Origin of the sequence: Peribacillus simplex (assembly GCF_900156045.1) — a bacterium.
In the GTDB taxonomy this organism is placed as follows: Bacteria; Bacillota; Bacilli; order Bacillales; family DSM-1321; genus Peribacillus; species Peribacillus simplex_D.
Map to the genome: position 1 here is coordinate 45,257 of NZ_FTMX01000009.1, position 14,262 is coordinate 59,518.

Sequence of the window (14,262 nt, forward strand, 5' to 3'; positions counted from 1 at the left end):
TTTTAGACAAATCTTTATGAACCTTATATCATCAGGAGTACTGACGCTTTAATTCGGCAGCGATAATATTCTTCTGAATCTGGCTAGTACCTTCATAGATTGTCGTAATTCTTGCATCTCGATAATACCTTTCAATTGGGTATTCTTTAATATATCCGATGCCGCCATGGACCTGGATAGCCAAATCAGCCACACGATTGTAAACTTCAGATCCGAACAACTTGGCAATAGATGCATCCTTAACTACACGTTGATTCTGATCGGTCATCCATGCCACTCGATAAGTGATCGAACGAAGTGCTTCAATTTCAGTCACCATATCAGCAAGCATGTGCTGAACAGCTTGCTGCTCAAAAATTGGTTTGCCAAATTGTTCCCTTTCAAGTGCATACTTGACGGAATAATCAAGCAGCTTTTCACATGATCCTAGATTCCTTGCTGCCAGCCCTGTACGACCATTCGCGAGAATTTTTAACGCATTGACATATCCTAAACCTTCTTCACCAAGGACATTTTCTGCTGGAACCTCCATATCTTCAAAGAATAGCTCCGCTGAATGTGAGCCCCTCAGCCCCATTTTGTCTTCCACTTTTCCTAATTTGAATCCAGGGAAATCCTTTTCAATAATAAAGGATGTGATTCCTTTTGCACCTTTTTCAGGGTCAGTAATAGCCATAACAGTAAAGACATGGGCATCCACCGCATTTGTAATATAATGCTTAGAACCATTAATAATATATTTGTCTCCTTTTTTTATGGCTGTTGTTTTTAGATTTGCCGCATTGGATCCCGCGCTTGGTTCAGTTAATGCAAAAGCACCTATCCATTCGCCTGATGCCATTTTCGGTAAGTATTTTTTCTTCTGCTCCTCGTTTCCTAACTCAACAATACCTACTGAACCGATACCATTGTGCGCACCCACAAGTGTTGTGTAGCCATTATGCGTTTTTCCAATTTCTTCAAAAATCGCACATTTCCCAACCATATCCAGTCCTAATCCGCCGTACTCCTCAGGAATACTAAGACCAAACAAGCCTATTTCTTTTGTCATCTCCATAATGTATCCAGGAATTTCATTTTTCTCTTCAATTTCCATCGCTACAGGTTCTACTTCTTCCTGAATAAATTTGCGAACCAATTTCTTTAACTGCTCAATATCTTCTGGTAATTTAAAATCCATGATCTTTCCCCTCTCTTTTTTTTATCTTCCTTGGAAATTTGCTGCCCGTTTCTCAAGAAATGCACGTGTTCCTTCATTTTTATCTTCTGACCCCATTAATAAAGCTTGACCCAACTTCTCAAACATAAGAGCCGTATCCATTCCGATATCAGCACCCTTATTTACAACCATTTTGGCAATTTTTAAGGCTAAAGGACTTTTTGTAGCGATTCTTGCTGCATATGACATGGCTGTTTCCATCAACTCTGCCCTTTCCACAGCTTTAGCAACGATTCCAAAGCGTTCTGCATCCTCACCTGTTATGATATCCCCGGTCAAGATTAGCTCCATTGCCTTTCCCTTACCAAGAATTCTTGTCAACCGCTGTGTCCCGCCTGCTCCAGGTATAATTCCAAGATTCAACTCTGGCAGCCCCAGTTTGGCTTCCTTTACAGCAATTCTTACATCACACGCCAGTGCCAGTTCTAGGCCTCCCCCAACAGCCGCACCGTTAATAGCTGCAATGATTGGCTTCTCGTAATTTTCAATCTTTTGATAAGTTGCCGTCATATTGGGCTGCAGTGCTTCTATCATTGTCCGTTTATTTAATTCATTTATATCAGCACCGGAAACAAATGATTGATCTCCAGCACCTGTAACAATCACCACGTTTACGTCAAGATCATCTTTCCATTCATCTAGAGCACTTTCAATTTCTTTAAGAGCAGCAAGATGCAGCATATTTCTTTTCTCCGGCTGATTGATGGTTAGAATCCCAATATTAGCCTCTTTATTTGTGAGGATATACTGATAGCACATGACCTCTCCCCCTAATTTGTATAATCATAAAACCCTTTGCCTGATTTCTTGCCATGCCTTCCTGCTTTTACATACTTAACTAGAATAGGTGATGGTCTATATTTTTCCCCTAGAGTTTGATAGAGATATTCCATATTCCTTAGCCGAGAATCCAAACCTACTAGATCTGCCAGTTCAAGCGGACCCATGGGATGGTTTAAACCAAGCTTCATTGCTTTATCAATGTCTTGTGGTGAAGCAACACCTTCCATCAACATATTCATCGCTTCATTTCCGATTAAACAATTCATTCTACTTGTTACAAATCCCGGAAATTCATTTACCTCAACACACTCTTTTCCAATTCTCTCACCGACATTCATCACTTTGGCAACGGTTTCATCGGAAGTGTCAAGACCTCTAACAACTTCAATGAGCTTCATCTTATGTACCGGATTAAAAAAATGCATCGCGATGCATTGATCCGACCGTTTCGTTTGAGCTGCAATTTCAGTAGGACTCATGGTTGATGTATTTGTCGCCAAAATGGTATGTGGAGGGCAAGCCTCGTCCAATTTTTTAAACATGTCGATTTTTATGCTCATTAACTCGAACACTGCTTCGATAACTAAATCAGCTTCTTTCACGGATTTATTGAAGTCAGCTGAATATGAAATTTGAGTTAGCGCCCGTTCTACTTCTTCTGTTTGCAGGAACCTTTTTTTGGCGCTATTTCTCATTGTTTTTTCGATATATTGCTGAGCCTTATGTAAATTTTCTTCACTAACATCATTAAGAACAACGTTAAAACCACCTAGTGCTGATACATAGGCTATTCCTCTACCCATTGTACCTGCACCAATTACACTGATGTTTTTCATTTTTCATCACCTTTTCTTTCGAGTTTTCCCTGAGGATTTTTTTATTTTCATCAGTAAAAAATGAGGTTCGTATGATTACTACCGACATTAATTATAAAAATATTTCCTCTTTTACTTTTCAAGTGAGCTAACGTATCCGCTTTTTAATCCTTTTATCTAGACATATCACCTCTTTAAATTCGTCTTCCTGTTCCCAATCTAATTCGTACTAAAAAACAAAAGTCTTCAGTTGACAAAAACAAAAATAAATTGTACGATAATCGTACAAGATTTTATTATTCGTACAATTCCAATTCATTATATCGGGAGGTCTTTTAGTTTGTCAAACGAAAATTCAGAAAATTCAAATGAGCATGAAGATGATTTCAAAACATCTGGTGAATTTCTTAAGACACTTGAGCGCGGATTAATGGTTATTAAATCTTTTCAGGATAGCCCCAGTTTAACGATTAGTGAAGCAGCTGTACGTAGCGGATTACCTCGGCCCGTAACCAGAAGAGTGCTTCTAACATTAGAAAATCTAGGTTATGCAACTTTAAAAGATGGTAGATTTTCTCTTACAACGAAGATACTCTCTCTAGGATATTCCTATCTTTCTTCTCACAATATCTGGGAAATTGCACAACCATACCTTGAACAGTTATCTAAAAAAGTTGACGAATCCAGCTCTCTCTCCATATTGGATAATACACATGTGGTATATGTCGCTCGCGTTTCTGTGAATAAAATTATGAAATATTCTTTAGAGGTAGGAACCCGTCTGCCGGCACACGCTACTTCACCGGGAAAATTACTTCTCGCTTATCTTCCTGAAAACAGGTTAGACCATTATTTTAAACAAGCAGAACTCCAGGCTTTTACAGAAAAAACAAACACAAATGAAGCAAAAATTCGGGAGGAGCTAAAGGTGATCCGTGAAAACGGGTGGGCGTTGAGCCATGACCAATTAGAACTTGGACTAATCTCTGTTGCAGCTCCAGTAAGAGATATACGAGGAGAAATTGTTGGTGCGGTGAATTGCCCAACACATTCCGGTAGAGTAGATATTAATAAAGTAATCAATGAATACCTTCCCATCGTCTTAGAAACGGCTGAACAGATTAGCAACAACATTGAGTTTGAAATTATTCAATAAATCAAGCGGGACTTCTTCAAGGTCCAAATGTTTTAAGGAAGTGTCTCTTGAAGGGAAGAAGTGGTTCTAGTGCAAAGATGATTTCAACAAAGAATTTACTGCTAACCTACGGATTATGATGTGATGCCAAACAGTTTATCAATGCATTCTTTTCGATTTTGGGCAGTCTTACCCTGTTATTGGTGAATCTGCCCTTTTTCATCATATGCATGGCCTCAATGCCACGTTCTATTGAAGTAACAGTTTCATACGTTTGGAATCCCAAAATGGAGCATACTCTTTTCTTAATGAAAGGTTGATCTTATTCTACGAAATTATTGAGATATTTCACTTGTCTTATTTGAATCTTTCAGACATCTTTTGCTCGTCCTTTAGAGTTAAATAGCTACTGGATATGCCGGATTTTTATCGACTGTTATCACTCGAAGCTTCGAAACAAGAAAAGCAGCCTAGGCCTCCTAAAAAAGGCGCTTAGCTGCTTTAATATCTCTGGATTTACTTAAAAAAAGTCAATCGTATTTCCTCCCTAATCGACTGCACGATAAAAATACATCTATTGTCCTTTTACTTTTATATCTGTAAGCGCTCCAGTTAAAATTGTGGAGATGAGGAAGACCCAGTAAAAACTGCTTCCGAAGATTTCCCATTGGGAATATATCAAAACAAGTTTTTTTCATCAAAGGACCGGCAACCAGGCCCTCAATAGCCTTGTCCCCAAAGTCAATCATCAATTAATTCGTTCAATCCTTTTTTCTTTACCCCATTTGTTCTTGATTTGTAGCATTTGTTGGAATTCTTATTCGCTCATCCCGTTTTACAAAAATAAAGAATAAAATGCCAGAAACCAACAATAGAGTTGCTCCGAATTGCACTCCGTAATTAAATCCAAGTGCTTCATTTTCACCTGCCAATTCTACAAGATAGCCGGTAACGATTGGCCCAATAATACCTGCTACGGTTGCTATTCCCCATAGGAGCCCTGACATTAATCCTCCCCGTTCCGGCATTAAACTAATTGCAATTTGCGGTGCAAAAACATTCATGGTATAAGGTAATGCTTTTAACAAACAAAGAGCAATTATTGCCCAAGCGGGAGAATGAATAAATGTCAAAGAATACAAAAACAAGGCTGATAAAACAAAGCAAGAGGCGCCAACAATAACATGGGACTTTCGATAAATTTTATATTTCTTAAACAAACGGTCGGAAAACCAACAAATTAAAATTTGAAGAACCCCGCCAATTATCCCGACCATGGATGCGACCAGCCCCATCTGTATTGGCGTGAGGTGTACCACTTTAACCATGTAGATGGGCATCCAAATAGTGATCCACGATAATATCCAGTAACCAGAGAATGCTGCTATAGTCGCAACAATAAAAGTAGGGGATAGTAATACTGGAAAAAGCTCAGACCATTTAATTTTTTGAGTGGTAGGTTTGGGTGTACGGGACTTAGTGACAGCTTCAATAGGTTGTTCTAAAGGACTTTCCTTTGCCAGCCATAGCCATAAAAGGACCCAAACTAATCCTATTACCCCTAATACACTAAAAGCTGTTCGCCAGTCGTATCTCTGAATGAGGAAAACCAGAATTGGTGCTGATACTAAGGCTCCGATGGAACCACCGAAATTCATAATAGAAATGGGCAAACTACGGGATTGCGGCGGAAACCATTTACTTAGTTGGCTGATAGCGGTTGCATAAAAAGGACCTTCAAAAGCCCCCAACAACACTCGGGTTAATATGAATAGTGGCAAACTATACACTGCCAATGCACCAAATTGTAAAAAAGTCCATGCTATTACTAAAATAGACAGCATTTTTTTCGTTCCGATTTTATCGGACCATGCTGCACCTAACACACCTGCAATAGAAAATAGCCAGAAAAAGCTGCTGCCTACTAACCCCCATTGTGTATATGAAAGATTAAACTCCTTCATGATTGGAACAGAAGCAAATCCTACGACTGATTTATCTGCAAAATTTATTATCATCGCAATAAATAAGAAACCAAGTATACCCCAACGCATTTAAGTTCACTCCTTTTTTTGGCTTAATCTAATGAATTACAAGCTCCCAGTCTTCGAATATTTAAATTGGGTGTAATTACTCAGAAACTATTACTATTTCAAACAGATATGTTGTATCGCTTATATGACTGTCACACTTCACTTGCATAGCAATCTGACTCATGTTAAGACCTTTCTATTTAAATGTTCTACCAATGAAATTACCCCTACAGTTTTCAACTTTCCCACTCCCGTTACATGTATGATGATTTGTTTGGTCAATTACCAAGATACATCGTGTAACGGAGAGTGAGATTATTTACTTCCATTTTTCTGCGGTTTTTTCTTGGCCATTTATGCTTATTTTAACTTGCCCCTTCACATATAACCTACGCTAACCGTTTCAGATAGACGTGGTAGGATAATCGACTTAAACATTTTTCAATACAACGCATTCACGAGGTGAACCTTGCAAAATATCTACTATACTCATACTTTAGTCCGGAATTTAAACAACATTGTTTTATCGTTGACAGATTAAAGACGAATAGCAACAGAAATTAATTTCGTTTCCAGATAGTCATCTAGTCCATAACGTCCACCTTCGCGGCCCAAGCCACTTTCTTTTACACCTCCGAATGGTCCCTGTACGGCAAAAGGAGCGGGATCATTCACCCCTACCATTCCATACTCTAATTTTTCAGATAACCGATACATCCGGGATAGATCGTTTGTATAAAAGTAAGAGGCAAGACCATACTCAATATTGTTTGCCATCTTAAGGACTTCTTCTTCTGAATTAAAACGAATCAAGGGTGCAATTGGACCAAACGTTTCTTCAAAACATATTTTCATATTTTCCTTTACATCCACTAGTAGAGTAGGGGAGTAAAAGTATCCCTTTCCTAAATTGCCATCTGACAATCTGCTTCCACCATACAGGATTCGTGCCCCCTTGTTTACAGCATCTATGACTTGATCATGTACCTTCTCAATCCCATTTTCGTTTGCCATCGCACCGATTTCATTGGATTCGTCAAGTCCATTTCCAACTTTCAGAGCAGCAACTTTTTCATGCAATCGTTTTGCAAATTCATCATAGATGGTGTCGTGAACATAAATTCGATTTGCGCAGACACACTGTTGACCAGTTGATGAAAATTTGCTTATAATCGTCCCTTCCACAGCCAAATCAATGTCAGCATCCTCAAATACAATAAATGGAGCATGACCGCCAAGTTCCATAGAAACCTTTTTTACAGTATCTGCAGATTGACGAATTAAAATTTTTCCAACTTCAGTAGACCCTGTAAAAGAAATTTTTCGGACAACTTTGCTTTCCATGAGTGGGCCAGCAATTTCTCCAGAACTTCCGATCACTAAATTAACTACACCTTTTGGCAATCCGGCTTCATCAAAAATTTTAAATAATTCCACGGACGATAATGGTGCTTCGGATGATGGTTTAAAGATTATAGTGCAGCCCACAGCTAATGCGGGCCCAAGTTTGCGTGCCCCCATCGATAATGGGAAATTCCAAGGTGTAATAGCTCCAACAACCCCAACTGGTTGACGAATTGCAGAAATGCGCCTATTGGGTGAAGAAGCTGGAATGGTATCTCCATAAACCCTTCTGGCCTCCTCAGCATACCACTTGAAGAAGGAAACCGTATTGTCTACTTCATAACGAGCATTATGAATAGATTTTCCCATTTCTTTTGTGATTACCTGAGCAAGATATTCTTTCTTTTCTTCAAGCTTGTTTACAACTTTCTGAAGGTAACCTGAACGCTGTTCAGCAGTTAAACCCGACCATAACGGAAAGGCAGCTTCTGCTGCTTGGATCGCATACTCTGTTTCTGCCTTTCCTACAAGGAACACATGATCAACTACATCTCCTGTTGCTGGATTTTTAATATCAAGTTTTTTGTTCGTTTTTAACCATTCTCCATTAATATACATGTTAAAAGTATCCTCCCTTTATCTTGGTAGTACCTTGCTGTAGATTTTTACAACATCCTCTTTATAGACCTTGCGGGGATTTGTCGGAATCGTTCCTTTGTCATCCATAGCATCATTGGCCAAACGATCGATCACATCATCTGTAACTTCAATTCCTAAATAGCTAAAATCCTTAGGAATATCTACAGACGCTGTAAAGGATGTTAATAAGCCGAAAAGTTCATTTGCAGTCGTTTGGTCATCCTTTAATACTAACTCGGGTTGGAAAATTCTAGCGATGTCTGCATATTTTTTAATGTTGGAAATCAGATTATACTCGACTACATGAGGTAAAAGAATAGCATTAGCAACTCCATGTGCAACATTATAGACCGCAGACATTGGATGAGAACAAGAGTGTACAAGGCCCAAACCAGCCAGACCAAATGACATCCCTGCAATCGTGCTTGCCAAATGAATCTGTGCTCGAGCTTCCAGGTTGTTTGGGTTTGCATAACTTGCCGGAAGATTTTCTTTAATCATTCTGATCGCCTGCAACGCAAGCCCATCCGTTATCGGTGTGGCTCGAACAGATGTATAGGATTCTATAGCATGCACTAATGCATCAATTGCTGTTGCAGAGACATGATGCTTTGGTAATGTAGCTGTCATCAAAGGATCGATGAATGCGGTTTCAGGAATAAGGTAGGGAGCTGCAACAACATACTTCCGGCCAACAGTAGGATCTGTAACAACCGCAACCGCTGTTACCTCCGATCCTGTCCCCACGGTTGTTGGGATAGCAAACAGTAAGGGAATGGGATTTGTAACGGCCTTTTCTCCTCGACGGTAATCAAGAATGTGGCCAGAATGGGAAACCACCACTCCGACCGCTTTTGCTAAGTCCATCGAACTTCCACCACCGATCGCTATGATCATGTCGCAAGATTCCTGATTATAAAGAGTAGCTCCTCGCATAACGGTTTCAGCTTGTGGATTTGGTTCTACTTCTGAAAAGACAACACTTTCGATTTCATTTTTAGTCAAATTAGTAGTAATCGATTCTATTAATCCAGCTTTTACTAGACCAGCATCGGTTGCAATAAACACTCTACTTTTGTTTGCAAGTCGGATTTCACGAGGAAGTTCGTTTTTAACAATATCAAGACCGAACTGTACATTTGTTGGTAGGCAAGAACTAAAGTTCTGATTCTGCAACATTACCATCACACTCCATATAAATTATTCATACTAATTGCTTTTTTCATATTAATTGCAAGCTTTTGCCCTTTTGACTGGCTTGTCCCATTTCAGCAAACAAACCAGAAAGGGGTTGGGTACACCAATAACAATTTGATTAATTTTGAAACAAACACAAAACTGCACGGTTCGCTCTTGTCCATCTCCACATTTTTTCTAATATTAGCTCTTTGTTACTATTAAACCTATACCCCGTATGGTTTATTATGAAGTCAATCGTCTACAACCGTAATCGAATCCTCTGCCAATTAAGGAGTAACGATATTGACTAAAGGATTAAATTGATCAAGTAGGGACAAAAATTCATTAAATTTATTGGGGTCACCCGTTATTACTAGTTTTTCTGCTGCCACTGCTTGTTCTGGTGTAATAGCACCATTCCCAATTCCATAAAATGTTAATTTATCAACAGTTACGGAAACATCTGGGTTTGCACTTAATTTATCCGCCTTATAAGTCAATACTGAATTTTCAAGATATAAAGCGAATTCTTCATTTGTATCCGTTACTGTTACATTAATCGTTATTTTTTTACCATCTGCTTTTGGACCATTTAGTTTAACAGCTAACAACTTTAAGAAATCATCAACTGGAATTTTATTAAAAACCATAGAACTATCATAAGGAGGATTCTCTTTATTAACACCATTTCTAAGTTCCATTGCTCCAACAAGATATATATTACGCCAATTTGCTGATTCAGCTTGGTATCCTAATTGTTCAAAAGCGTCTGCTAATAAATTTTTAACTTCAATATTCTCAGGATCAACCATTACTACATTTTTTAAGACTTGAGCCACCCAACGATACTCACCATGTTCATAATCAACTTTAGCCTGTTGAATCACATTAGCTACTCCACCCATGTATTGGACATATTTTCTTCCAGCTTCCACTTGTGGCAGTGGATCTAAATCAGATGGATGACCGCTGTAATAGCCTAAATAAAAATTGTAAATCCCCTTAACATTATGCTTTAACGTACCATAGTACCCCCGATTCCCCCAATATTGATTCAATGTATCTGGCAGTTCGATCATTTCAGCTATTTCATCCATTGTATATCCATGATTGGCTAGGCGAACTGTTTGATCGTGCATATATTTGTATAAATCACGTTGTAATTTCAGATGAGCGATAGCGTTTTCTTTTCCCCATACAGGCCAGGCATGTGCCATTAACAAAGCATCAATCGGTTTATTTCCGAATAAATCGATCGTTTTATCAATTGCACTGACCCACTGTAAAGTGTCTCGAGTTTTCGCCCCTCTTACGGTGTAAATTTGATGCATCGTTTTATTTACATTTTCTGAGGCGAATACTATTTTATAATCCTCAATATAGAAATGCATCTCAGCTGGTGCTTCTGTATCTGGGGTTAATAAGAATTGAAACTGTAAACCATCTATGTCCATCGATTGGATTTCGTTTTCTATTTCAACATTAGGTACCTCAAAACCAGTTGTACCATTAGTTACAATAGGTCCTATACCTGCACATACAACTCCCGTAGGACCAGCAGGTAGATCAGGACCAAATTGATACTGTGCACGGCGTTTCATGATTGAACCTAAAAGCACATTTTCACTGATTGCTTCTTTGGTAAAATGTTGAGGAACAATAATTGGGATATTCGGATTTTCCGCATATTGTAGGACTGCTGGAATACCACCAAAATGATCAACATGACTTTGACTGATAATGATTGCTGTCACTGGTTTTTTAGGTCGATGCTTATAATATAATTCCAAAGCCGCTTTAGCCGACTCTATACTTTTTAATGTATCACAAACGATAAGTCCGTCCTTACCTTCTATAAACACAGTGGTAGATAATGATAGTCCGCGAACTTGATATACTCCATCTACTACTTTAAATAAACCAGAGATAGCTTGTAATTGTGAATTCCTCCACAAACTCGGATTGACCGTTTCAGGTGCATTATCGTTAAGGAATTCTATTTTCTCTGTATCCCAGACAACTTTCCCACTTTCATTTTTAAGAATTTTAAAATCTAATGGTGCAATAAGACCTCTTTTTGCATCTTCAAAATCTTGCGAATCTTCAAAATCAAGAGTTTTGTAAACGTCTTCATTTTCCTTTTTTGTAAAAAAGGTAGCGGGCAACGATTGAGTTAAATTAGAACTGAACATTTAATTAACCTCCAGATAGTTATTTATTAAAGGGAAAATGTTGTTATTATCTTTAAATCGTGATCCCAATCCCGGATTAGGTATTATCCTCAAAAATAATATTAACGTGTCACAAAAGCGAAACACTTCTCATCAATAACTGCCATCAGCATGATGCCAACGATCAGCAATTTTTTGTTGAGCACCTGATAAGTCCCCCTTTATTTTTCAAAATAGCAATTCAATCCTTTTATATTAATATCATTAGCATTGCATAAGCATTTTTAATTCTTGTCCAACTTGGTTTTTATAGGGAATGTTAAGACAGAATATTCCGATAATTTTTACCCTAAGAATTAATATTCCTGTAAATTTCTACAATATTGCCTAATTTTGAAAAAGTTTTTTCATCTAATACTTTTAGTAGTTCATTCATTATGGTTTTTTGTTGTCCAAATCCATGGGATTTTTACTTGTAATTAGAGATTTTGACAAGATAATCAAACATAATTACAAGGGGTTTCCACACCAAAAAAACACCTTTATTTCCCATAAAAACAATGGAGTTTCAGTTACTTTTTTTAAAAAGTATACATTGACATGAAGAATTAATTTAATGAAAAGCTAATGTATTAATATTGTTTTAATTGTACAATTAATCTAAAGTGAAGTAAATTTAGTTTTTCTGATCTATAATTTAGTTTTCGTGAATTAAAATATATTCATAAAATTCAAATAATAAAGAAGGTGTAAAAATGCATATAGAAAAATTAGAATATCTAGTAGAACTTGCAAAAACAGGATCTATTTCAATTGCTTCCAAGAATCTGCATGTAAGTCCATCCGGTATCAGTCAGTCTATCTCCAAACTTGAAAAGGAATTAGGAGTCCAAATATTTAAGCGCTCACGTAATGGTGCTGAAGTGACGGATGAAGGAAAAAGAATTATTGGAAAAGCTTATGAAGTATTAATCAAATTACAAGAATTTAAAGAAGAGGCTCAATCTCATACATCTACACTTACAGGAGATTTAAAAATATCTACGATCCCTGGTATTCTACCATTAATCAGTACATTATCTATATATAAAAATAAATATCCATCCGTAAATATTGAAATTACCGAAAGTCCAACTCAGAGTGTTATTCATGATGTTGTTAATCATAAAACTGACATTGGGATTATTCCGATCTACAGTGACTTAGTAGACTCTAGGGATGATATCAAGTATGAGATATTATTTAATGGAATCATTAAAGTACTTGTTAATAAAAATTCCCCATTAGCATTTAATAAAACTATTACTGCTCAAGATTTGCAGAATCAAACTCTGGTTCTTTATAACGGTGAGTTGATAAAATGGTTCACTCATCATTATGCTGAGAAATTTGGGCCTATGAAAATTTTACTATTATCAAATAGTCTTGATCTGATTGTAAAAGCAGTAAAAGATGATTTGGCGATTGCTCTCACAACTGATTTTCCATGGAGACAGAACCCCTATGTTTTAACCGGTGAAGGTGAAATTGTATCTATAGAAATTATCAATTATGAATACACACATGTATCCTATGGTTGGATACATTCAACAAAAAAACCTTTATCTTTAAATGCTAAGAAGTTTATCCAGTACTTCAAAACAAATATTTAAAAATAGTATCCGATTAAAAGGCTGCCTTTCATAAGTTTCATGGTGAATACATAAACAGCAACCTTTCAATTGTTGTCGTTTTTCCGATGCTAGGAGCTAAGGAACTTATGGAAAGGAGAATTTTGATTCTTTAAAACAAAGTAATAGCAGTTGTTTCATTTATCCAGCTAAAAAGAACATTAAAACTACAATATCCAAGCTTACAAATTTAAAGATACAGAGCTAACTGCATCAACTGGGTTAATTAAGTGAAGCATCATTATTTATCAAAAACCGCTCAAAAATTTGCTAACCTTTTAACAGCACATATGAATAATTGAGTCAGGTTTAAAAAAATAAATTAGGGACAGTCATGACTGCCCCTAATTATTAAATGGGAAGAACCCTACTCGATGTTTTTATTGACTATAAAGTTAGCCCGCCATCTACAAGAACAATTGAACCGGTCATATAGCTTGCTTTATCTGATGCTAAGTAAGCAACCATTTCAGCGAGTTCTTTCGGATCAGCATAACGACCCATTCTCATATTGGAAACCTCTTCTGGAACGTATCCACCTTTTGCAAACTGAGCTTCAACACTTGTTGTTAATGCTGTTTTCACACCGCCAGGACAAAGTGCATTTATACGAATTCCTTTTTTCGCATATTCTAATGCAGCACCCTTGGTTAAGCCTACAACCGCATGTTTGCTTGCAGAATATACAGCTACACTGTGTTCAGGACGAACCCCTGCAGTAGAAGCAGTATTAATAATAGAGCCACTTCCTTGCTCCTCCATCACTTCTAACACATATTTCATTCCAAGGAAAACCCCTTTTACATTGATAGACATAATGCGGTCAAACTCGTATTCTTCTACTGAAGTGAAAGGTGCGAACTTTTGGATAACACCTGCATTGTTGAAAAATATATCAATATGTCCATATGTTTCGACAGCTTTATTTACATAATTTTGCACATCTTCAGTTTTCGAGACATCGGCCTGGACGAAGATGCCTTCTCCACCTTGTTCTTTCACAAGTTTTAACGTTTCTTCTCCTGTTTCCTGATTGAAGTCGACTAATACAACAGTTGCACCGTTACTAGCAAGTTTCAAACTGCTTGCTCTTCCGATTCCACTTCCTGCACCAGTTATGACAGCAATTTTATTTGATAATTCCATGTTTAATTCCTCCCTGCTTATCCCTCTTACACGATTCATTTTATTGCTTGTTTAAAAATATTTATTGTATTATCCTACGAATAATAGTATTTATTAACCTTAAAAATGGACCGAATTAAAAAAATTTT

10 protein-coding genes and 1 pseudogene are annotated in these 14,262 nt (G+C 37.3%); 2 read left to right on the forward strand and 9 right to left on the reverse strand.

The window, feature by feature from the left end; all coding sequences use genetic code 11:
* Positions 1-31 precede the first annotated feature (31 nt).
* From BW986_RS24390 to BW986_RS24400, 3 genes are read right to left on the reverse strand one after another with little or no spacing between them, the layout of a single operon-like run.
* A complete protein-coding gene (locus tag BW986_RS24390; RefSeq protein ID WP_076371684.1) occupies positions 32-1,180 on the reverse strand; it encodes an acyl-CoA dehydrogenase family protein in 1,149 nt (382 codons plus the stop codon).
* A 21-nt stretch (positions 1,181-1,201) separates the two neighbouring features.
* A complete protein-coding gene (locus BW986_RS24395; RefSeq protein WP_076371686.1) occupies positions 1,202-1,978 on the reverse strand; it encodes an enoyl-CoA hydratase/isomerase family protein in 777 nt (258 codons plus the stop codon).
* 11 nt (positions 1,979-1,989) lie between these two features.
* Positions 1,990-2,838, reverse strand: coding sequence for a 3-hydroxyacyl-CoA dehydrogenase family protein (locus BW986_RS24400; protein ID WP_076371688.1), 849 nt, complete (start codon positions 2,836-2,838; stop codon positions 1,990-1,992).
* Positions 2,839-3,157: 319 nt separating this feature from the next.
* Here BW986_RS24400 and BW986_RS24405 point away from each other — a divergent pair, with 319 nt between their 5' ends.
* Positions 3,158-3,973: an IclR family transcriptional regulator domain-containing protein gene (locus BW986_RS24405; protein WP_076371690.1), complete on the forward strand. Its 816-nt coding sequence runs from the start codon at positions 3,158-3,160 to the stop codon at positions 3,971-3,973.
* Between the two features lie 113 nt (positions 3,974-4,086).
* Here BW986_RS24405 and BW986_RS30960 read toward each other — a convergent pair.
* From BW986_RS30960 to BW986_RS24430, 5 genes and pseudogenes are all read right to left on the reverse strand, one after another.
* Positions 4,087-4,553: pseudogene (locus tag BW986_RS30960) on the reverse strand (DDE-type integrase/transposase/recombinase); the annotation flags it as partial.
* Between the two features lie 175 nt (positions 4,554-4,728).
* Positions 4,729-6,006, reverse strand: a complete 1,278-nt coding sequence (locus tag BW986_RS24415; protein ID WP_076371695.1) for an MFS transporter — start codon at positions 6,004-6,006, stop codon at positions 4,729-4,731.
* A 516-nt stretch (positions 6,007-6,522) separates the two neighbouring features.
* Positions 6,523-7,947, reverse strand: coding sequence for an NAD-dependent succinate-semialdehyde dehydrogenase (locus tag BW986_RS24420; protein WP_076371697.1), 1,425 nt, complete (start codon positions 7,945-7,947; stop codon positions 6,523-6,525).
* A gap of 18 nt (positions 7,948-7,965) precedes the next feature.
* Entirely contained in the window at positions 7,966-9,153 is a 1,188-nt protein-coding gene (locus BW986_RS24425; RefSeq protein ID WP_081395773.1) for an iron-containing alcohol dehydrogenase family protein, read from the reverse strand.
* A 281-nt stretch (positions 9,154-9,434) separates the two neighbouring features.
* The gene (locus BW986_RS24430) at positions 9,435-11,339 is read right to left on the reverse strand and encodes an alkyl/aryl-sulfatase (protein WP_076371701.1); all 1,905 of its coding nucleotides are present in this window, start codon (positions 11,337-11,339) and stop codon (positions 9,435-9,437) included.
* Between the two features lie 734 nt (positions 11,340-12,073).
* On the opposite strand from BW986_RS24430, the gene BW986_RS24435 reads away from it, so the two are divergent.
* Entirely contained in the window at positions 12,074-12,970 is an 897-nt protein-coding gene (locus BW986_RS24435) for a LysR family transcriptional regulator (protein WP_076371703.1), read from the forward strand.
* Between the two features lie 405 nt (positions 12,971-13,375).
* Here BW986_RS24435 and BW986_RS24440 read toward each other — a convergent pair whose 3' ends face one another.
* Complete coding sequence (locus BW986_RS24440; RefSeq protein WP_076371705.1) at positions 13,376-14,134, reverse strand: SDR family NAD(P)-dependent oxidoreductase; 759 nt, start codon at positions 14,132-14,134, stop codon at positions 13,376-13,378.
* Positions 14,135-14,262: the final 128 nt, after the last annotated feature.

Bases quoted from the DNA above. Each gene is read 5' to 3' on its own strand.
- BW986_RS24390 (WP_076371684.1), bottom strand. From the start codon at position 1,180: ATGGATTTTAAATTACCAGAAGATATTGAGCAGTTAAAGAAATTGGTT.
- BW986_RS24395 (WP_076371686.1), bottom strand. From the start codon at position 1,978: ATGTGCTATCAGTATATCCTCACAAATAAAGAGGCTAATATTGGGATT.
- BW986_RS24400 (WP_076371688.1), bottom strand. From the start codon at position 2,838: ATGAAAAACATCAGTGTAATTGGTGCAGGTACAATGGGTAGAGGAATA.
- BW986_RS24415 (WP_076371695.1), bottom strand. From the start codon at position 6,006: ATGCGTTGGGGTATACTTGGTTTCTTATTTATTGCGATGATAATAAAT.
- BW986_RS24420 (WP_076371697.1), bottom strand. From the start codon at position 7,947: ATGTATATTAATGGAGAATGGTTAAAAACGAACAAAAAACTTGATATT.
- BW986_RS24425 (WP_081395773.1), bottom strand. From the start codon at position 9,153: ATGGTAATGTTGCAGAATCAGAACTTTAGTTCTTGCCTACCAACAAAT.
- BW986_RS24430 (WP_076371701.1), bottom strand. From the start codon at position 11,339: ATGTTCAGTTCTAATTTAACTCAATCGTTGCCCGCTACCTTTTTTACA.
- BW986_RS24435 (WP_076371703.1), top strand. From the start codon at position 12,074: ATGCATATAGAAAAATTAGAATATCTAGTAGAACTTGCAAAAACAGGA.
- BW986_RS24440 (WP_076371705.1), bottom strand. From the start codon at position 14,134: ATGGAATTATCAAATAAAATTGCTGTCATAACTGGTGCAGGAAGTGGA.